Consider the following 20,638-nt stretch of genomic DNA (forward strand, 5'->3'; position numbering starts at 1 on the left):
CACTCCTTTTCGTGATGACGTTTGTATTAGTGAGAGTGTACGGGTGCCAAATGGGCTGTTTTCCTTTTGGCATTTCCCGTCTTTTTTAGCCACTCCCTGTCTATGTTTTACGCTTTACTAGTGACTACCTTTCTGCATTCTTCCGTTAAAACGGGAAGCACTTCAAAAAGGTCGCCGACGATGCCGTAATCTGCAATCGAAAAAATCGGTGCTTCTGGATCTTTATTTATCGCGACGATCACTTTCGAGTTTGACATTCCGGCAACATGCTGAATCGCTCCTGAAATCCCGCAAGCGATGTAGAGGTCAGGGGTCACGACCTTGCCGGTTTGCCCAATTTGCAAGGAATAATCGCAATAGTCGGCATCGCATGCTCCGCGGGAGGCACCGACGGCTGCCCCAAGTACATCGGCAAGCTCTTGGAGCGGGTGGAATCCGTCCTTGCTTTTGACACCGCGCCCGCCGGCGACAACAATGTTAGCTTCCGTCAGATCGACACCGCTCGTTGTTTTTTCCACAATATCTTTAATCGTAGTGTGAAAATCTTTTATGTCCGGATAAACCGTTTTTATTTCGCCGCTGCGTGACGGATCGCTTTCTGCCGCCTGGATGTTATTCGGACGAATCGTCGCCATGATCATTCCTTCCTCGATTATCTTTTCTTCAAATGCTTTTCCAGAATAAATCGGCCTAGTGAATACGACTCGATCATCGACAAGCTCGAGCTTGACAACATCCGAGATTAGACCGCTTTTCAAGCTTGCGGCGATTCTTGGCGCAAGGTCTCTCCCCTGGGATGTATGGGCAAAAAGGAATCCATCCGGTCTCTCCTCTTCAATAATCTGAAGCAGCGCCTGCTTGTATGCCTCTGGCCGATAAGCGTCTAAGTCCGGATGCTCAGCGATGATCACACGGTCGGCCCCGTACTGAAACAACAGCTCTGTGAATCTTTCCACCTTTTCCCCAAGCAGCACCGCCGTTACTTTGCCGCTTGTGGTCAGTTTTTTTGCCGCCGCAATCGCTTCAAATGAAACGTGGCGCAATGCACCGTGACGAATTTCAGCGAGAACAAACATGTTTTGGCTCATTGTCTCCACTCCTCCTATAAAATGTTCTTTTCAGTCGTTAAGCGCGAGACTAATTCGGAAACCTGCTGCTGAATGTCTCCGTCAAGCATCACCCCGGTCTTTTTCTCCGGTGGAAGATAGCGCTTGATTGTTTTCGTTTTTGCTTTTAGCGCTTCGACTGCTACTTCAAGCTCCTCCGGCTCAAGGACTGTTAATGGCTTCTTCTTTGCTTTCATGATACCTGGCAGCGACGGGTAGCGCGGCTCGTTCAGTCCTTGCTGGGCGGTAATGAGGGCCGGGAGAGGAACTTCAACAATTTCCAGATCTCCTTCGACATCGCGCTCTACCGTCGCCTTGTTTTCGTTGACCGTAAGCTTCGTCGCCGTTGTCACAGCCGGAATCGCCAATTCCTCAGCCAAACGGGGACCGACCTGGCCTGATCCGTTGTCAATTGAGACATTTCCGGCTACAATCAGGTCATATTCGCGGTCTTGAAAATAGGCGGCGAACAGCATGCTTGTCGCCGCAGAATCGAGTTCGGTTTGCTCGTCGACCTCAATCAGATCAGCTTTATCAGCTCCGATGGCTAAAGCGGTTCGCAAGGCGCTTTCCGCTATACTGCCTCCCACTGTTACAACCGTTACGTCCCCACCGTGCGCTTCTTTTAGTTGCACCGCTTCCTCAATCGCGTATTCATCATACGGATTAATGATCAGCTCCGCCCCTTCGGTGACAATTTGTTGCTGATCAATCGCGATCCTTTCTTCTGTATCAAGAGTCTGTTTCATGACGACGTAAATGTTCATTCGCTTCTCCACTCCTCTTTACTGTAATCGTTTACAATGAAACTTCTGCTTTTCTCTTTTCGGCTTTTATAAAGCTTGATATAACACTTCTTCAACCTCTTTAGCTACTGCTGTTCGCGGATTTAAACGGACGAGACGTTCAAGCGGAAGCGCCTTCGCGACAATCCCGGGAATATGGTCATGCTCAATGCCGATTTCCGACAGCTTCGTCGGTAAGCCGAGATCGGCGACGAGCTGAAAAACAGCTGAAATGGCCTGCTCAGCTTTTTGCCCGGCGGTCTCCCCGCCAGTAGTCACCCGAAGCAGCTCGGCAATTCGCGCAAACTTCTCTGTACAGACGGAAGCATTATATTGCATGACATATGGGAGCAGCAAGGCGATAATCTCGCCATGAGGCCGTTCACTGTTTTCATAGATCGGATAGGCGAGAGCGTGAATCAGTGATGTCCCCGAGTTTGTAAATGCCAATGCGGAAAAAAGATTGCCTAACATCATGTTCGCTCTCGCTTCAAGATGACTGCCCTGATGAACAGCAAGCTGAAGATTGCGGCCAATTAATTCAATTGCTTTTTCGGCTAGCTGATCGGAAAGCGGGTTTCCTCCTTGATAAATGACGTTATCTCCTGCTTCGATATAGCGATGATCCTTGGCGAAGTAAGCTTCAATCGCCTGCGATAACGCGTCCATCCCCGTACATGCTGTTAAATACGGAGGCAGCTTCAGCGTCAGCTCCGGATCGAGAAGCGAGACAGCGGGTCGCAAATTCTGATCGGAGATGCCGATTTTCAGCTTTGTCTCATCGTCTGTCACGACCGCGACCGGCGAAACATCGGCGCCTGTCCCGGCTGTCGTTGGAATGGCGATGACTGGACGTATCGCTCCCGGTACACGATTCTCTCCGTAATAGTCTGAAAGCGGTCCTCCATGGGAAAGCAATAAAGAGGTCATCTTCGCCAAGTCGATGCTTGAACCGCCGCCCAGAGCGATAAACAGCTCCGGGCTGCTTTTTTTGAGCTCAGTAAAACAGGCTGAAACGGATGCGACAGACGGCTCCGTCGTTTCCTGCTGGTAAACCGCCGGTTGAATGTCCGCCTGCTCAAGCACAGTTAGTAGCGGTTGAAGCAAACCGGCTTGAATGATTCCCTTGTCGGTTACTACCGCTACGCGCGTCACCTTGAAGCGTTCAACAATTCCCGGAAGCCGTTGCAATGATCCGTTGCCAAAGACAATTGACCCGGCACTCGTAAATGTCCATACGTTTCTCACTCAAGCCCCCACCTTTTTACGAATTCGTTCGCCTCGTGTATAAATCATCTAGCTCCATCAGAGCGGATCGTCCTTCGACGATAACTTTTTCATCCTGGTTTGTCACAACTGCCTCAAGCACAAGAATCTTCTTTTTTGGCTTTTTTTCAACGACCGTTAGCGTCACGGTAATCGTATCACCGATAAAAACAGGCGCTTTAAAGTTCAGCTCCTGCCCGACGTACACATAGCCCGGATCAGTCAAATTCGTATGGGCTGTCGAAATAATCGCAGCCGTAAACATCCCGTGAACGACGCGCCTTTGAAAAATCGTTTTCGTAGCGAATGCTTCATCCATATGAAGCGGATTCAAATCACCGGAAAGCCGGCCGAATGTATTGACATCCTCCTCTGTAATCGTTCTCATCTCAACATGAGTCGTGCCAATCTCCATTTGGTCAAATGGTTTTCTCGTATGTCCCATCGCTGTTCTCTCCTCACTTTCCAGCTATAACATGTCGGGAAATAATCAGCCGTTGGATTTCTGATGTCCCTTCGACAATTTCAAGCACCTTCGCATCACCGAACGCTCGGCTGACCGGATATTCAGACATGATGCCGTAACCCCCATGGAGTTGAATTGCCTGATGCGCAGCTTCCATCGCCTTTTCTGTTGCGAACAACTTCGCCATTGATGACTCCTGGTCAAATGGCTTGCCTTCATCCTTGAGCATCGCCGCCTGATAGAGCATCAGCCGTGCCGCATGGGCATTGGTCGCCATGTCCGCCAATGCAAATTGCAACGATTGATAGTCGGTTAACGGCTTGCCGAACGTTTTTCGTTCCTGCATATATTGCAGACTGCGATCGATCGAACCTTGGATGATTCCAAGCGCCATTGCTCCAATTAAAATCCGCCCTGTGCTGATCGTGGATAATGTTTGCTTCAGTCCCTTTCCTTCTTCACCTAATAAATGGTCTTTCGGAATGCGCACTTGATCAAAGAACAATTCTCCGGTGCTTGAAGCACGCCAGCCAATTTTGTTCAGCTTTCTGCCATACGTAAATCCGGCCACCCCATTCGGGATGACAAAGTTCGAGATTTGATTCCGTCCGTCAGGCTTTTTCCCGGTCACAGCAGCAACGACGACAGGCCCCGTTATGTCATTATCGGAGTTACTGATGAAAATCTTTGAACCGTTGATCACCCACTCGTCCCCTTCAAGCCTGGCTGTTGTTTGAATATTGGCGGCATCGGAGCCGGCATTCGGTTCGGAAAGGCCGATCGCCCCGACTTGCTCACCGGTCAAAATCGGCGGCAAGTAGCTTTCTTTCAGCTTTTTTGAACCATAGTTGTTAATCAGGCTAGCGGCCGACGAATTCGCCATAAAGGCATTCGCCACCGCACAATCCACCCGGGCCAGTTCCTCTAAAATAATCGTAAAGGAGAGCCAGTCACCTCCGGCTCCTCCTACTTCCTCAGGGTACGGAAAGCCGGCCAAGCCAAGCTCCCCGCCCTTTTTCCAGATGTCGTACGGAAAGGTTTGCCCTTCCCACAGCTTTTCGGCAACCGGAGCAATTTCCGCTTCCGCAAATTCGCGCACCATTTTACGAATCATCTGCTGCTCTTCTGTTAATTGAATCGCCATCGGCCTCATCTCCACCTTTCTTCCTCATTCCATACTCTGAAATCGTTTACAATCAAAGCCGTGCTTCCCCTATTTCGGACGAACCTGCTTGTTCACTTGATCGTGATACGAGGTAATGACGTTTTTCTCCTTGAAGCTGGCAATCTCCTCATCCGAGTACCCGCAGCTTTGTAAAATTTCTGCTGCATGCTCACCTAAACGCGGCGGATAGCGCTTGACGGGCGGCGCCTCGCCATCGTAGCGAACTGGATGACTTAATAGCTTTACTGTGCCGACGTCCGGATGCTCCACCTCCATAATCATTTTGTTCCAGCGGACCTGTGGATCCTGAAAGACGTCCTCATAATCATTAACCGGCGCGTACCAGATCTGATTTTCTTCAAAAATATCAAACCATTCTTCCGTTGTTTTCTTTTTGATTTCGGCACAAACGCTCTTGTTGATTTCCTCGCGCCTGCTCATTTGCTCCTTATCTGAAAATTGGGCGAGATCCGCGCTGTTACAAACCTTTGCCAGCTTTTCAATCGAGGTAAGGGAAATCGCAATCCAACTGTTTGCTGTTTCATAAATGCCGTAAGGAGCCTGGTGAAAGCGGCTGCCTAAGCCTGTTGGACTGCGTTCATCAAGCGGGCCGGTATTTAAATAATAGGTCAATGGCTCGATTTGTAAATCGAGGGCGGCGTTTAATAAATTGGTCTCGACCTTCCGTCCTTTCTTTGTCCTTTCACGTTCATAAAGTGCGGCGACGATTCCAAAGGCAGCCAGAACCGCCCCATGCTGATCGACGGCAGCTGTTCCGACCGGCACTGGCGCATCGTCTTTTTTACCGCTCAAGCTCGCCAGTCCGCTCATCGCCTGAAGAAGCAAATCCTGTCCCGGACGCTGCTGATAAGGACCATCCGAGCCGTAACCGGTGCAGGAGCAGTAGACAATCCGTGAATTGATCGCGGCCAGCTTCTGATAGCCGAAGCCGAGTCGCTCCATGACACCCGGTCTAAAATTTTCGACGACAACATCGGCATCTTTGACGAGGCGGTAAATAATCTCTTTGCCCTCATCTGTTCGCAAATCAATGCTCAAGCTCCGCTGATTGCGGTTGCCGAGTAAGAAAAACACGCTTACGTCATCAAGATAAGATTCAGCTCCGGCCCAATGACGTTCAAACGCTCCTTTAGGTGATTCAATTTTAATGACTTCTGCTCCTAAATCAGCTAGCATCTGGACAGCTGACGGTCCCTGTAAAAAATGAGTAAAGCTGAGCACCTTGACATTTTCCAGCATGACCTAACCTCCTCGTATTTTATTTCGTGCGGTTGAGAAATTTCGCAAATCCTTCCTCCGTGTGCGGGGCGCTGTAATTGACAGCATAAGCGTGGGCTTCAAATTGGAAGCCGTCTGAAAGACCGAGCTCTGCTCCTTTATTGATCGCCTCCTTTGCTATTTTTAAGGGAAATGGCGCTTTTTCAGCGAGCTGATCCGCTAAAGCCATCGTCTCTCTCTCCAGCTGTTCATGGCGCACGATCCGGTTTATAAAACCAAACTCCGCGCAGACATTTGCCGGGTAATATGCTCCCGTTAAAATCATTTCCTTCGCCCTATTCAAGCCGAGCTTCTTGGCGGCAAGCTGTGTTCCTCCCCAGCCAGGCATCGTATTTAAGTTAATTTCCGGAAATCCGAACGTCGCTTTTTCAGATGCAACGATCAAGTCGCAGGAAAGCGCCAGCTCAAAGCCACCTCCGAGCGCGTAGCCATTAACCATCGCGATCACCGGCTTCGGAAATTCATGAATCCGTAAAAAAGTCCGTTGGCCAAGGCGCATTTGCTCATAGGCTGCTACTGGGTCGAGCTTAGCCAATTGCTCGAGATCATTGCCGACGACAAATGCTTTTTCGCCGGCTCCGGTGATGATGACGACCTTGAGCGTCTCGTCCTTCTCAATCCGGTCAAGCACCTGATTCAGCTCACTCAAAACCTCCGGGTTAAACGCATTCAATTTATCAGCGCGGTTTACCGTGACGGTAAATACCGCATCCTCTCTTTTGGTCAGCAACGTGTTAAGCGTGGACAATGTCATACGGGAACCTCCTTACCGTCTCAGGATCACTGGCGATTTTCCGGTGCTTGATCTCCTCTCCCTCCAGCCTTGTGGCGATCCGGTATAAGTGCTGCTCATCATCGCGCTTTTGATAATCAACTCTGAAGTGGCTGCCGCGTGTTTCTTTTCTCATCCGCGCCACCCGTGAAATAATTTCACCGATTAATAGCAAGTTTTCCGCTTCAATCGCGTGCGTCAGCTCTTTGCGATTGTTGACGACGATATCCGTTTCAAACGTCCTGCGAAGCGCCTGCAGCTTTTCAATCGCTGTCGTTAAGCTTTCCTCGCTGCGCGTCACGAGGACATACTTCCACATGATTTCCTGCAATTGCTTTTTAAGATGATGCGGCTTCACCGTTCCTTGTTTGTCAAGAAGCATTTGCAGGCGCTCGGTTTCTCCTGTTACCTGCTCGGCCGGCACAGGCAGTGCCTCAACCTGTTTGATGAATTCAGCCGCCGCCAGTCCTGCACGCTTCCCGTAAACCTGACAAGTCAGCACCATATTTCCGCCCAGCCGGTCGGCTCCATGCGGTCCACCCGATGTTTCTCCGGCGGCATACAGGCCTTTGATCGTCGTGCCTCCATGTTCATCAATCAATAAACCGCCATTGATCGCATGCCCTAATATCGCCACCTCAACCGGGGTCGTTCGCAAATCGAGATCGCGATTTTCAATCAGCCAGTTTACGGTAATGTTCCATGACTTGCGAATCTCCTCGCCGCGGGCATTATGCGGCAGTTTATCCAAATCAATCTTTGTAAAGTCAACGATCACCCCGCCATGCGGGCCACCCCTGCCTTCCTTGATCTCAGTCTGAATCGAGACATCAATCCATTGCGACCCGTCATAGCTTGAAAATGGATAGTGACCTGAACGTAAATCCATACAGCGTTCAACCGTCATTCCTTCCGGCAAATAGTTTCGTATAAAATGTTCGCCCCGGCCATTTGTCACCTCTGGATGAAACGCCCACAGCCATGAATTAAACATATTTTTGCACGGATAGATCAACCCCGGGCCGGCCTGCATAAATTCCATGTTAATCAGCTCGGCTCCCGCTTTAAACCCAAGTGAATAGCCGTCGCCGGTAATATCGGACGGATTAATGTTATAAGAGAATAATTGCCCGGCGCCGCCTGTGCCCATAATAATCGCCTTCGCCTGAAAGACAACGGTTTCCCCCTGGCGATTAAGACCGACCGCCCCGCAAACCTGGTTGTTCTCGACGAGAAACTTCGTTAACATCGTCCATTCATATACCGGAATGCCCCGCTTGTAAATCTCCTCCTTTTGCGCATGAACGATCGGTTCAGCATGCCCGGGAATTAAATGCATTCGCGGCTTCGTCGCAAAGCAGCCTAACACTTCAAAATAACTGCCATCTTCATTTTTATGGAAGGGAATGTTTAACCTTTCCAAATCCCGCAGCGTTTCAATTGATTCATCCGTCAACACTTTCGCCAGCTCAGGATCAGCCATTCCGGCCGCCGCCCGCATAACATCGGCGTAATGGACTTCCGGTGAGTCTTCAGGGTCGGCTTGCCCATCAGCAACGTTATAACCTAGAATCTCCGCTATTTTGTAGGCACTTGCCCCGCTCGTTCCAAATGCGCCCTTCATGACAACGGCTACCGAAGCCCCGCCGTCATGCGCGGCAATCGCCGCTTTTCCGGCTGCGGCTCCACCGCCGATGACAAGCACATCGCATTGAATATCTTTTCTCATTGATCTCCCTCCTCTTCTCTCCTGTTTTCCTACAATACTTTCAAATACGTGTTTCCTTTCAGAACGACGGTTCCATCCTGTTTTGTGACGACCGCATCAAAGATGCACGTGTTTTTTTCCTCGTCTTTTTCTTTTAAATCGAGCCGGGCCGTTACCGTATCACCAATCAGAACGGGCGCGGTAAAGGTCACGTCATAACGATACGAGACCGCGCCCGGATCCGGAACGCGCTGAGCCATGAACCCCATCACCGTCGCGATATATCCGACGGAAAGCGCTCCTTGGGCAATCCTTGTGCCGAAACGGGTTTTCTTTGCATATTCCTCATCGACATGCACCCCGTAAAAATCACCGACAATCCCGGCAAACCCATATACATCATATTCGCTGACCGTTTTCGAAAACTGAGAATTGTCTCCAATTTGAAACACATCCATATTGGCACGCTTAGCCATATGTTCACTCTCCTTCACTTATGTGGCAGCTTGCCGCACCTGGATCTTTGGACTGGCTCCAAATGCGGTCAGGCTGCTCCTTTCTAATTGTTGCGGTTATTCTTTTTGAGCCTGAATGGCTTCATATAGCTCCTGTCCATTTGGAATTCCATTTAACAAGTCATCATAGATCGCTGAAGCCTGCTCCTGCATACCTGCGGTGTCACTCTCAATGACGGTGACTCCTGCTTCCTGCATCTCGGCAATCGATTCATCAAACGACTGATAATAATAATCCATTCCTTCCGCCAATGCTTCCTCCGCAGCTTCCGTTAACGCCTGCTGTTGATTTTCACTTAATTGCTCCCAGATCGTTTTCGAAATAATTAGCGTTGCTGGTAAATAATGGACTTTTGTGATATTGTAATAATCGGCTACTTCTACAAAACGGTCCATGACAAATTGGTCCGGAGATGTATCAGCGCCATCAACGACGCCTTGTTGTAATGCTGTATACACTTCTGAATAAGCCATCGCGGTTGGCTGGGCTCCCAATGCTTCGTATGCTGCCACATACCCGGGAGCCTCCATCACGCGAACGCGAAACCCATTAAAATCATCAGCTGTGTCAAGCGGTTTAGAAGAAAACACATTTCGCTCCATCGCCGATAAGAAGCCAAGTCCTATTAAATCGTGCTCCTCAAGCATCTCCAAATATTGATCTCCTACTTCACTTTGTAAAATCGCATTCGCTTCATCGAGGTTGTCAAACAAGTACGGCAAGTCAAACATCGACCATTCCGGCACCATATTTGTCAACGGAGCCTGCGCTGTAATAAGCATTTCCTGATTTCCTGCCTGCGCAGCTTGAATCATCGCTACTTCCCCACCAAGCTGTGATTGAGGGAAGACATTCATTGTAATGCTACCGCCTGTCTTTTCCTCGACAAGTTCAGCCAGTCTTTCCGAGACGACGTGATAATGACTGTCCGGAGCAAGCGTATGTCCGATATTAAATTCAAAGCTTTCTTCTTCCCCGGCTGACGCCTCTCCATTTTCTCCGCCTCCGGTTCCACCAGACGTATCAAGAGCTGCCGTATCCTCTCCTCCACATGCAGCTAATCCAATGCAAACGGCTGTAAGTAAAGCAACTAAGATTAATAATGACTTCTTCACTGTTTTCACTCTCCTCTTTTGATTCTTATGATAACTTTCAACCAGCGACCGGCTTCCTGTGTAAAATCCCCCCTTTTAACCTGTAATCCTTTACAGATTCGGAAGCCACAATGTCAAAAATGGTAGATAAGTTATTAACAATACATTCGTAATCAAAACCGCTAAAAAGATCGCCAACGGCCTGAAAAGCTGATCGATTCTCAGCTTCGCAATCTGACAAGCAACAAACAGATTGACCCCTACAGGCGGTGTAACCATTCCGATTGCCAGGTTGACAATCATCACAATCCCGAAATGAATCGGATCGATGCCAAACTGGACAGCAATCGGTGCAAGAATCGGCCCTAAAATAATAATCGCCGCCAAGGTTTCCATGAACATCCCTGTTATAAACAGGAGGATATTAACGAGAATGAGAAAGACGATCGGGCTGTCTGAGATTTGCGCTATTGTTTCTGCAACCATATGAGGCACTTGATTAATCGTCAGGATATAACCGAAAATCGAGGCAAACCCGACGAGCAGAAGAATAATCCCGGTCGTGACCGCCGCCTTACCAAGGATGTCGCCGATATCTTTCATTGTAATTTCGCGGTAAATAAAATAGCCGACGATAAAACCATAGACAACCGCTACAACTGCCGCCTCTGTCGGAGTAAAGAGGCCAAAGTAAATTCCGCCAAGAATTATGATCGGCATCAAGAGCGCCCAGAAAGCATCCTTAAACGCTTTCCACAGCTCTTTAAACCAGCTGCCTTTGTCAATTTGCGTGACTTCATCAAAGCCTTTTATTTTAGCTACAATTGAAACCGTTATCATTAATGACAAGCCGATTAAAATGCCGGGAACGATGCCGGCAAGAAACAAGCCACCGATTGAAACATTGGCTACCAGTCCATAGACGATCATCGAAATAGAAGGAGGAATAATAACGCCCAATTCACCGGATGACGCCGTCAAAGCGGTCGCGAAATTTCGCGGATAGCCTTTTTTCTCCATTGATGGGATCATGACCGAGCCAATTGCCGCAGTTGTTGCCGACGAAGAACCTGACATTGTTGAAAAAAACATCGTCGTCAGAACCGAGGCAGCCCCCAGCCCCCCTCTGAACCAGCCGACAAGCACATTCGCCAAAGCGAGCAGCCGTTTGGCAATGCCGCCTTTCTGCATCAACGCACCTGCGAGAATGAAAAACGGAACAGCCATTAATGAAAACTTATCCAGTCCTTCGAAAACCTTTTGGGCAACAACGCCAATCGCTTTGCCTTCCAGCTGCAACAGCAAAATCGATGAAAGCCCGAGCGAGATCGCGATCGGCACCCCGATTATAAATAAAACACCAAGTAACAAAAACAATTTCAAAGTCATTAATCTACCCCTCCTTTACACTTTCTTTAATCTAAAGATTCGTAGGCTTCATCTTCCATTGAAACAAATCGGATATCGCCTTTTTTGAGGAAGACATTAATGAATAATGTGATCAAATTCAACGTTCCTAATAAAGCGCCAATCGGCATCGAAAGATAGACAGCCAGCATCGGAATCCCCATAACAGGTGACGTCTGTCTCCCGCCCTGATTCAGCGCAAACTCAAAGCCTAAGTAAAGTAAATATCCAAAGAAGACCATCGTCAGCAAATGAGCACCGGTTTTCAGCGCCTTGCCTAAGCTCGCCGGCAAGGAATGAATCAGCACCTCGAGTGCGATCAGCTTATCTGTCCTGACGGCGACAGCTCCTCCGATAAAAACAGACCAAATCATTAAATACCTTGCCAGTTCCTCCGTCCACGGCACAGACAGGCGAATATCCATCGCCGTGAAGACAAAACGAACGAGCACCTGTAAAAAGATCGATAAAGTCATCACCGCGAACGCCGCACTAAGAGAGATGACAGCGAAGCGGTTTAAACGATCAACCAATCTGACGAACCCCATACTTTCCCTCCTCCTTATTTTTCCTGAACAGTAGCGCCACATGTTTTTCGGATAATTAACTGTGGGCTTAATTTAATTTGCCATGAATTCAATTCAGAAGGCGGCAAATTATTTTCCTGTTCATCAATTTTCTGCATCAGCCTTTCCACTGCCAGCTTTGACATTTCCTCTACGGCCTGATTAACCGTCGTCAGACCGATAAAGCTGTGACCAGACAGGCGAATGTTATCAAAGCCGACAATTGCTACTTCTTCAGGAACGCGATAGCCGAGCTCCGACAAGCATTCCATTGCCTCCATTGCGATGAAATCGGCCGAAGTAAAGATCGCAGTCGGCTTGATTTTATCGCTGTACATCACCCGGATCGCCTCTCTAACTTTCGTTTCGATGTTTTTAAAGCCCACCTCGTGCATTAAATGGGGATAGACTTTCAATCCATTGACCGCGAGCGCCTTATGATAGCCTTCAAGCCGGCTCTCGACCGTCTCGGATTCACTTGAGCCGTAAACCATACTAATCCGTTTATGGCCGAGCCGAATTAAGTGACTCACTGCTTCAAAGGCACCTTTATAGTTGTCCTGGACGATATAATCCACTTGCTTCCGCTTGTTCTTCCGGTTGTACAGCACATATGGAATCTGACTGTGATCCAGCTGCTCTATGAGCCTATGATCATCCTTGTACATCGAGCCGATGATGATCCCATCGACCCGTTTCGCAATCAGAAAGGCGATATATTCTGCCATCTTGCTCGACTTTTCTTCGTTGACATACAGCATGACATGACTATCAAACTTTGAAGCTTCTTTTACAATACATTCTGCGCTTTCAGCAAAAAACGGATTATCTAGCCCGCCGACTATGAGACCAATTGTAAACGTTCTTTTTTTAATCATGCTTCTCGCGATAAGATCAGGGTAGTACTTGTACTGATCGATCACCTCCTGAACTTTCTTTTTCGTCCTTTCCTTCACAAAAGGATAGTTGTTAATCACACGGGACACCGTAGCTGTCGATACGCCTGCTTTTTTGGCAATGTCTTTCATCGTTGGTTTATGCATCGGGACACACTCACTTTTTTGTTTTTTCTACTATTTTGTAATCGTTTACAATTATCCATTTACTTGTAAACGTTTACAAATAAACTGTTGTTCTTTCCTCCTTCGCCTCCTTTTCTTTCTCAAAGAAAGATTGTGTTTGCCTTCTTTTCATCTTTGTAATCGTTTGCAAAAACAGGCTTCTTTTTCGTAAATTCAGAATATTATAAGATGGCGTAATAGTCAAGTTCTTTTTTTAAAGGGCTGGAAAAAAGGAAAAAAAAAGCTTTTATCCCAGTCAAGCACCTTTTCGTACCTTCTTTTAACGCTTATGAAGGGGAGACTCCCCGCAGCTGAAATAGACTTCGCTTTCCACGGGAAGCTGGTGAGCTTCTTCTTCGAGTTACGAAAAAGGAAGGGGTTCAGTGGCTCCATACGTAACGGATTCAAGAGTGTGAAGTTGGTCTGTTTTACATATCGATTTTACATGATCCAAGCGGCTCGTCGCCCCCCTTCCTACGATAAAAAAGAGGCGGGATAAAAGGTTGTTTTTTACCTTTTATCCCCGCCTCTAAGCAATGAGCGGAACCACCCCGATCTTTTTTAAAAACCCGCTGTGAGGAAGCTGCTGAAAAAGTGAAAATCGTACTTTTTCAGCAGCTTTTTAGTAATGAGCGTAGCCGTTGCCTGATTTTGAAAGCCTTGCTACGAGTGGGTTTTTCGTAGTAAGGCGCGCAACGCGCGGAGCCATTACTCTTCTTCGAGTTACGGAAAAAGAGGTTTTTCAGTGGCCTCGTTGTGAGTGGGTTTCTCACAACGGGCTTGTGGCGTGTGAAGCCATTGCCAGTAGGTCCAAAGCTAGTTTTGTCTCAAGCTCAATGTTACGATGTTTTTGACGTTTTCATTTTTCAAATAGAAGAATGGCAAGGCGGCTATTCGCTTTCGACGACTTTTTCCTTTAGCAGCTTGTTTCTCAGCTCATATTGCGCAAAAAGTTCGGTCAGCAATTGACTGATTTGTTCCTCATCCCGTTTCTTCACCGCTTCAAGAAACGCCTTCTGCAGCTTCTCATGTTGAGCCGCCCATTCTTTTTCCTGCTTTGATTCGGCGAGCAGCTCCCGCTTTTGCGCTTCATTGATCGCTTTCAGCAAAAGATCGCGCTCTTTTTTGATATTCTGCCAGCGCTCCACCTCATGCGGCCGATTTTTTTCAGCAAGCAGCTCGTAATAATAATCGATGTGATCATTGATTCCTTCCGCGCATGGCCATGGTCTTTCCTCTTCGCTCTCCGCTTGCTCCGCCTGAACAAAATCAGACAAGCTGACAGCGGTCAGCGCTGCGGTGATACCGACTATTTGCAGCACGAGAAACAACCTCCAAAACTGTTTCACAGATGATCATTCCTTCCACGTTTTAGTAGTAGAATAACCATCATTGTTAAAAACATGCATCCGTTACAAGCAGCCCTCGCCGCTCCTCTTAATAAAGCGAAATCGTCTCGGCATTCATCTGCTCGAGCCGTTGCTTCACACTTGCCAGAAATCTGCCGCACACTAAGCCGTCAAGGACGCGGTGATCGAGCGAAAGGCAGAGATTGACCATGCTTCTGATCGCAATCATATCTCCGCTCTCCGACTCAATTACGACGGGACGTTTAACGATTGATTCAACGGACAAAATCGCCGCCTGTGGATGGTTAATAATCGGCGTTGACAAAATCGAACCAAATGAGCCGGTGTTATTAATCGTAAACGTGCCGCCCTGCATATCGGTCTGCGCCAGCTTACCGGAACGGACCTTCATCGCCAGCTCGTTCACCTCACGCGCCAGACCTTTGATTGACTTCTCGTCAGCGTGCTTGATTACCGGTACAAATAACGCATCTTCTGTCGCTACGGCCAGAGAAATATGAATATCCTTTTTCTGAATGATTTTATCTTCTGCCCACATTGCATTCAGCTGTGGGTACTCTTTCAGAGCTTCCACTGCCGCTTTAATAAAAAACGGGAGAAAGGTCAGGCTGTGCCCTTCTTTTTCTTTGAATGCCGCTTTTTGTTGATCGCGATAACGGACAAGATTTGTCACGTCGACTTCAACCGTCATCCAGGCATGTGGTGTTTCCCGCTTGCTTTTCACCATGTTGGCGGCGATCGCTTTGCGCACGCCGGAAATTGGAATCTCCAGATCACCCTCGGTGCTTTGGATCGGCTCAGCTGTGCGCGACTTCGGCTCAGTTCCCGTTTCTGACCGAGCTGGTGCTTCCGCATTAGCCACCGGGACCGTTCCTTCATCAATCAGCTTTTGGATATCCTTGCGGGTAATCCGCCCGCCTTTTCCAGAGCCGGTTACTTGTGTCAGATCAATCCCGTGCTCCTGCGACATTTTTAACACGGCAGGTGAATAGCGATGCTTCTGTGACGGTGCCGCCGAATCGCTTTCCGGCTTTGTCGGCTCGGGCTGCGGCACGGCAGCGTCTTGCTGTTCGCCCTTTGGCTCTGTGCCTTCGACGTCAATTGTGCAGATGACGACGCCAACCTCTACCGTCTCGTCCTCCTGGACAAGCAATTCTTTAATAATCCCTGTGTAGGAGGAAGGTACCTCGGCATTGACTTTATCTGTCATGACTTCAGCAATGGGATCATACTTGTTCACATGGTCTCCCGGACTAACGAGCCATTTGCTGATCGTTCCTTCCGTTACACTTTCCCCAAGCTGAGGCATTTTCATTTCAGTTGCCACGTATCTCACCTCATTTCTAAAATTCAGCCAGTTCACGCATTGCTTTTTCTACTTTATCCGGATTGATCATAAAAAATTTCTCCATCGTCGGCGCATACGGCATCGCCGGAATATCCGGACCAGCTAACCGCTGAATCGGCGCATCAAGATCGAACAAACAATGCTCGGCGATAACCGCGGCCACTTCACTCATAATGCTGCCTTCCTTATTGGCCTCTGTGACGAGCAGCACTTTCCCGGTCTTGCGTGCCGCTTCGATCACCGCCTCCTGATCAAGCGGATAGACCGTACGTAAATCGAGAATATGCGCCTGAATACCGTCCTTTTCAAGCCGTTCCGCCGCCTGCAGGGCAAAATGCACCGCCAGGCCGTATGTGATGACGGTAATATCGTCGCCTTCCCGCTTTACATCAGCTTTTCCAATTGGCAGTGTGTATTCTTCTGCCGGAACTTCGCCTTTAATCAAACGGTAGGCCCGCTTATGCTCAAAAAACAAAACGGGGTCATCGGAACGAATCGCCGCTTTCAGTAGTCCTTTCACATCATAAGGAGTTGACGGCATGACAATTTTCAAGCCCGGTACATTGGCAAAAATCGCTTCGACTGATTGCGAATGATACAGGGCGCCATGCACGCCACCCCCATATGGAGCGCGGATCGTGATCGGACATTGCCAATCATTATTGGAACGATAACGGACTTTAGCCGCTTCAGAGATAATTTGGTTGACAGCCGGCATAATAAAATCGGCAAATTGCATTTCGGCCACCGGGCGCATACCGTACATCGCCGCGCCGACCCCGACGCCGGCAATCGCCGATTCAGCTAGCGGCGTATCGATTACTCGCTCTTCGCCAAACTGCTCGTACAAGCCATTCGTCGCACGGAAAACACCGCCGCGTGCTCCGACATCCTCCCCTAAAATGAATACATCCTGATCGCGTTCCATCTCCTCGCGGAGAGCTTGCGTCACTGCTTCGATATATGAAATTACTGGCATTGCCTCATTTCCCCCTTCCTAATCTGCATAGACGTAGCGCAGCGCATCTTCCGGATCAGCATACGGCGCCTGCTCGGCGTACTCCGTTGCCTCGTCGATCACCTTCGCCATCCGCGCCTCCATCTCGTTCTTCAGCTCATCTGTCAGCAGGCCAACCTCGCGCAAATACGTCTCAAAGGTAAAAATCGAATCAAGCTTCTTCGCTTCTTCAACTTCATCCTGGTCGCGGTAGGCACGGTCATCATCATCGCTGGAATGAGGCGTCAAGCGGTACGAAACGGTCTCGATCAACGTCGGCCCCTCGCCGTTTCTTGCCCGGTCAGCTGCCGCTTTGACAGCTTCATAGACTGCTAATGGGTCATTCCCGTCGACTGTAAAGCCGGGCATTCCATAGCCAATTGCACGGTCCGACACCTGCTTGCAGGCGAGCTGCTTTTCAATCGGGACGGAAATCGCGTATTTATTATTTTCGCACATAAAGATGACCGGCAGTTTGTGAACACCGGCAAAATTAGCCCCTTCATGGAAATCTCCCTGATTGGAAGAGCCTTCCCCAAAGGTCGTGAAGGTGATAAAATCCTCGCCCTTCATTTTTCCGGCAAGCGCGATGCCTACAGCATGAGGGACTTGCGTCGTCACCGGGGAAGAGCCTGTGACGATCCGATTTTTTCTTTGGCCAAAATGGCCTGGCATTTGCCGCCCACCCGAATTCGGGTCTTCTGCTTTGGCAAAGCCTGACAACATTAAATCACGGGCCGTCATGCCAAATGTCAACACGACACCCATGTCGCGGTAATATGGCAAAATATAGTCCTTCTCGCGATCAAGCGCAAAGGCAGCCCCGACTTGGGCCGCTTCCTGCCCTTGACATGAGATGACGAAGGGAATCTTACCAGCGCGGTTTAAGAGCCACATCCGCTCATCGATGCGGCGCGCCAGCAGCATTGTCTCAAACATTTCCAGTACCTTTTCATCGCTAAGTCCTAAAGCATTATGGCGATTATCAGTCATGCTTGTGTCCTCCTTTTGCTTACTCCTTTATAAATGAATGGCCTTTCCTTCGACGGCGAGCGCCGCCTCGCCGACTATTTCAGAAAGCGTTGGGTGAGGGTGAATCATATCGGCGATTTCAAGGTGGGACGCATCGACCACCTTCGCCAATGCCGCCTCCGAAATCATATCGGTCACATGCGGCCCGATCATATGAATCCCAAGGACGTCGTCATTGGACGCATCAACGATCATTTTGGCGAAGCCGTCTGTTTCGCCGTAGACGAGCGCTTTTCCAATTGCCTTAAACGGAAACGTCGCTGTTTTGATCGTGTGGCCTTGCCGCACCGCTTCGGCTTCTGTCAAGCCGACACTCGCCATTTCAGGCTGGCTGTAGATACATTTAGCAACGGTCTGATAGTTCAGTGCCTCCGGCTGTTTTCCCGCTAGATGATCGACAGCGATGATTCCTTCATGCGAAGCGACATGGGCCAGCTGCAGGCCGCCGATGACATCACCGATCGCATAAATATGCGACTCTTTCGTTTGATACCATTCATTGACGGCAATTCCCCCATTTTCAACGGCGATTTCGGTGTTTTCCAGCCCGAGATCATTCACATTTGCCGCCCGTCCGACTGAGACAAGCAACTGGTCGGCGGTCAGCCTGATTTCCTCTCCTTGATGATCGGCCTTTATTTGAACGCCCGCGCCCTTTTTCAAGGTTTCCGGCATGATTTTCGCGTTGGTGTAAAGCTTAATCCCCTTTTTTTGCATCAATCTCGCCGCTTCGTTGGCAATATCAGCATCCTCGGTTGGCAATATTTGCTTGGCATATTCGACGACGGTCACTTCTACTCCGAAGTCATGCAAGAGGGAGGCCCACTCCATTCCAATCACTCCTCCCCCGACAATGATGATCGAAGAAGGCAGCTCCGTCAACGCGAGCGCCTCATCTGAAGTGAGAACATACGTCCCGTCCGGCTCCAGTCCTGGTAAGATTTTTGGCGCGGAGCCTGTTGCGATGATCACGTTTTTCGGGATAAGCATCGTATTTTCCTGCCCGTCCGTCCGTTCAACTGAAATCGTCCCCGGGGTTGGCGAGAAAATCGAAGGACCTAAAATCCGCCCTTTCCCTTCGTAAACGGCAATTTTTCCTTTTTTCATCAAGTGCTGGACACCGCGGTACAGCTGATCGACAATCTGCTGTTTGCGCTTCTGGACATTCGCAAAATTAAACGTCACTTCGCCCGTTTCCACGCCAAATTCGCCGGCCCGTTTGGCAGTTGTGAGCACTTCTGCGCTTCTTAGCAGCGCTTTGCTTGGAATACAGCCTTTATGGAGACATGTGCCGCCCAGTTTTTCTTTTTCGACAACAGCGACTTTCAAACCGTGCTGCGCCGCCCTGATGGCCGCCACATAGCCTCCCGTTCCTGCTCCTAACACGACAAGATCATATTCTTCAGCCACTTGCTTCCCCTCCTGCTCCTAATCACGTCTTGATAAAATATGGTGTTCCTGCTGCAAAAATTGTCTGCGCGACCGTCTCAGCCGAGCAATCCGCTCTTCAGCCATGCGATCAGCCGCCTGATACGTCGGAATCGCATCGCGGTTAGAGATCTCAAATACTTTCGCAACATTTTGGTAAATACCTTCAACTTTTTTCATCGCACGTTCACGGTTATAGCCGTTCAATTCATCCGCGACATTAATCACCCCGCCGGCATTAATCACATAGTCGGGCACATATAAAATCCCCATCTCATGGACCACATTACCGTGCCGGTCTTCTTTAAGCTGATTATTGGCGGCACCGGCAATGACTTTTGCTTTCAGTTGCGGAATTGTTTGATCATTGATTACGGCTCCTAAGGCGCAGGGGGCAAAAATGTCACAATCGACTTGATAAATGTCATCAATGTCCACTGCCTTTGCACCAAACTCGTTGACCGCCCGCTTCACTGCTTCCCGATTAATATCGGTCACAATCAGCTGTGCCCCCTCTTCATGAAGATGCTTGCATAAATGATAGGCGACATTTCCAACGCCTTGCACCGCGACAGTTTTGCCGCTCAGCTGATCAGAGCCAAACGCCTCCTTCGCCGCGGCCTTCATCCCGACATAGACGCCGTACGCTGTCACAGGTGATGGATTCCCGGAAGCACCGAATGCTGGTGAGATGCCGGTTACATAGTCCGTTTCCTCATGAATCGTATCCATATCCTCGACGGTCGTACCGACATCCTCCGCCGTAATGTAGCGTCCATTTAGCCCCTGGATATAACGGCCAAAAGCGCGAAACATCTCTTCGTTCTTATCAGTACGCGGATCACCGATGATCACCGTCTTGCCGCCGCCGAGATTCAAGCCCGCAGCGGCATTTTTATAGGTCATTCCCTTTGCCAGACGCAGCGCATCTTCCAAGGCTTCCTCCTCGCTCTGATAGTTCCACATCCGCGTACCTCCGAGCGCCGGGCCGAGCGTCGTATCATGTATGGCAATGATTGCTTTCAATCCGGATAATTGGTCCTGACAAATGACAACTTGCTCATAATCATATTTTTCCATATAAGAGAATAGCTTCATGCTTTTTCCTCCTTAAAGTGAACCATTGTTGCTTTTCATCACGCAAGTTCTATGCCAACCTACTATCCGCTTCGGAAATTGCCATTTCTTCACATATCTCGTTCCAATCTCACATTCTCACCATGCAAAATTTTGCACATCACGCAACAAATTG

General features: G+C 49.1%; 19 protein-coding genes. All 19 read right to left on the bottom strand.

Going from position 1 to position 20,638, the window contains the following annotated elements:
• Positions 1-107: 107 nt before the first annotated feature.
• Complete coding sequence (locus tag M3202_RS14035) at positions 108-1,088, bottom strand: electron transfer flavoprotein subunit alpha/FixB family protein (protein WP_251223960.1); 981 nt, start codon at positions 1,086-1,088, stop codon at positions 108-110.
• Between the two features lie 14 nt (positions 1,089-1,102).
• Entirely contained in the window at positions 1,103-1,873 is a 771-nt protein-coding gene (locus tag M3202_RS14040; RefSeq protein WP_251223961.1) for an electron transfer flavoprotein subunit beta/FixA family protein, read from the bottom strand.
• A gap of 66 nt (positions 1,874-1,939) precedes the next feature.
• Positions 1,940-3,139 carry a hydroxyacid-oxoacid transhydrogenase gene (locus M3202_RS14045; RefSeq protein ID WP_251223962.1) on the bottom strand — a complete coding sequence of 400 codons (1,200 nt, stop codon included), beginning with the start codon at positions 3,137-3,139 and terminating at the stop codon, positions 1,940-1,942.
• 16 nt (positions 3,140-3,155) lie between these two features.
• Positions 3,156-3,602 (bottom strand): MaoC family dehydratase, encoded by a 447-nt coding sequence (locus tag M3202_RS14050; RefSeq protein WP_251223963.1) that lies wholly within the window; start codon positions 3,600-3,602, stop codon positions 3,156-3,158.
• A 13-nt stretch (positions 3,603-3,615) separates the two neighbouring features.
• The gene (locus tag M3202_RS14055; RefSeq protein ID WP_251223964.1) at positions 3,616-4,767 is read right to left on the bottom strand and encodes an acyl-CoA dehydrogenase family protein; all 1,152 of its coding nucleotides are present in this window, start codon (positions 4,765-4,767) and stop codon (positions 3,616-3,618) included.
• Between the two features lie 69 nt (positions 4,768-4,836).
• Positions 4,837-6,048, bottom strand: a complete 1,212-nt coding sequence (locus M3202_RS14060) for a CaiB/BaiF CoA transferase family protein (RefSeq protein ID WP_251223965.1) — start codon at positions 6,046-6,048, stop codon at positions 4,837-4,839.
• A gap of 19 nt (positions 6,049-6,067) precedes the next feature.
• On the bottom strand, positions 6,068-6,841 hold the full coding sequence (locus M3202_RS14065; protein WP_251223966.1) for an enoyl-CoA hydratase/isomerase family protein: 774 nt from the start codon (positions 6,839-6,841) through the stop codon (positions 6,068-6,070).
• On the bottom strand, positions 6,822-8,588 hold the full coding sequence (locus tag M3202_RS14070; RefSeq protein WP_251223967.1) for an FAD-binding protein: 1,767 nt from the start codon (positions 8,586-8,588) through the stop codon (positions 6,822-6,824). Before M3202_RS14070 ends, M3202_RS14065 begins: the two co-directional genes overlap by 20 nt.
• Before the next feature lie 29 nt (positions 8,589-8,617).
• Positions 8,618-9,043, bottom strand: a complete 426-nt coding sequence (locus M3202_RS14075) for a MaoC family dehydratase (protein ID WP_251191889.1) — start codon at positions 9,041-9,043, stop codon at positions 8,618-8,620.
• A 96-nt stretch (positions 9,044-9,139) separates the two neighbouring features.
• Positions 9,140-10,198, bottom strand: coding sequence for a TRAP transporter substrate-binding protein (locus tag M3202_RS14080; RefSeq protein WP_251223968.1), 1,059 nt, complete (start codon positions 10,196-10,198; stop codon positions 9,140-9,142).
• Positions 10,199-10,288: 90 nt separating this feature from the next.
• Positions 10,289-11,566, bottom strand: coding sequence for a TRAP transporter large permease (locus tag M3202_RS14085; RefSeq protein WP_251223969.1), 1,278 nt, complete (start codon positions 11,564-11,566; stop codon positions 10,289-10,291).
• Between the two features lie 26 nt (positions 11,567-11,592).
• Positions 11,593-12,132, bottom strand: a complete 540-nt coding sequence (locus M3202_RS14090; RefSeq protein ID WP_251223970.1) for a TRAP transporter small permease — start codon at positions 12,130-12,132, stop codon at positions 11,593-11,595.
• Between the two features lie 14 nt (positions 12,133-12,146).
• Positions 12,147-13,193 carry a LacI family DNA-binding transcriptional regulator gene (locus tag M3202_RS14095; RefSeq protein WP_251223971.1) on the bottom strand — a complete coding sequence of 349 codons (1,047 nt, stop codon included), beginning with the start codon at positions 13,191-13,193 and terminating at the stop codon, positions 12,147-12,149.
• Between the two features lie 908 nt (positions 13,194-14,101).
• Positions 14,102-14,560 carry a hypothetical protein gene (locus M3202_RS14100; protein WP_251223972.1) on the bottom strand — a complete coding sequence of 153 codons (459 nt, stop codon included), beginning with the start codon at positions 14,558-14,560 and terminating at the stop codon, positions 14,102-14,104.
• 88 nt (positions 14,561-14,648) lie between these two features.
• The gene (locus tag M3202_RS14105) at positions 14,649-15,908 is read right to left on the bottom strand and encodes a dihydrolipoamide acetyltransferase family protein (protein WP_349775622.1); all 1,260 of its coding nucleotides are present in this window, start codon (positions 15,906-15,908) and stop codon (positions 14,649-14,651) included.
• 16 nt (positions 15,909-15,924) lie between these two features.
• Positions 15,925-16,908 carry an alpha-ketoacid dehydrogenase subunit beta gene (locus M3202_RS14110; protein WP_251223973.1) on the bottom strand — a complete coding sequence of 328 codons (984 nt, stop codon included), beginning with the start codon at positions 16,906-16,908 and terminating at the stop codon, positions 15,925-15,927.
• A gap of 18 nt (positions 16,909-16,926) precedes the next feature.
• A complete protein-coding gene (locus tag M3202_RS14115; RefSeq protein WP_251223974.1) occupies positions 16,927-17,919 on the bottom strand; it encodes a thiamine pyrophosphate-dependent dehydrogenase E1 component subunit alpha in 993 nt (330 codons plus the stop codon).
• A gap of 27 nt (positions 17,920-17,946) precedes the next feature.
• Positions 17,947-19,368, bottom strand: a complete 1,422-nt coding sequence (lpdA, locus tag M3202_RS14120) for a dihydrolipoyl dehydrogenase (RefSeq protein ID WP_251223975.1) — start codon at positions 19,366-19,368, stop codon at positions 17,947-17,949.
• An 18-nt stretch (positions 19,369-19,386) separates the two neighbouring features.
• Positions 19,387-20,484 carry a branched-chain amino acid dehydrogenase gene (bcd, locus tag M3202_RS14125; protein ID WP_251223976.1) on the bottom strand — a complete coding sequence of 366 codons (1,098 nt, stop codon included), beginning with the start codon at positions 20,482-20,484 and terminating at the stop codon, positions 19,387-19,389.
• Positions 20,485-20,638: the final 154 nt, after the last annotated feature.

The organism is Halalkalibacter oceani (genome assembly GCF_023715605.1).
GTDB lineage: Bacteria > Bacillota > Bacilli > Bacillales > Bacillaceae_D > Halalkalibacter > Halalkalibacter oceani.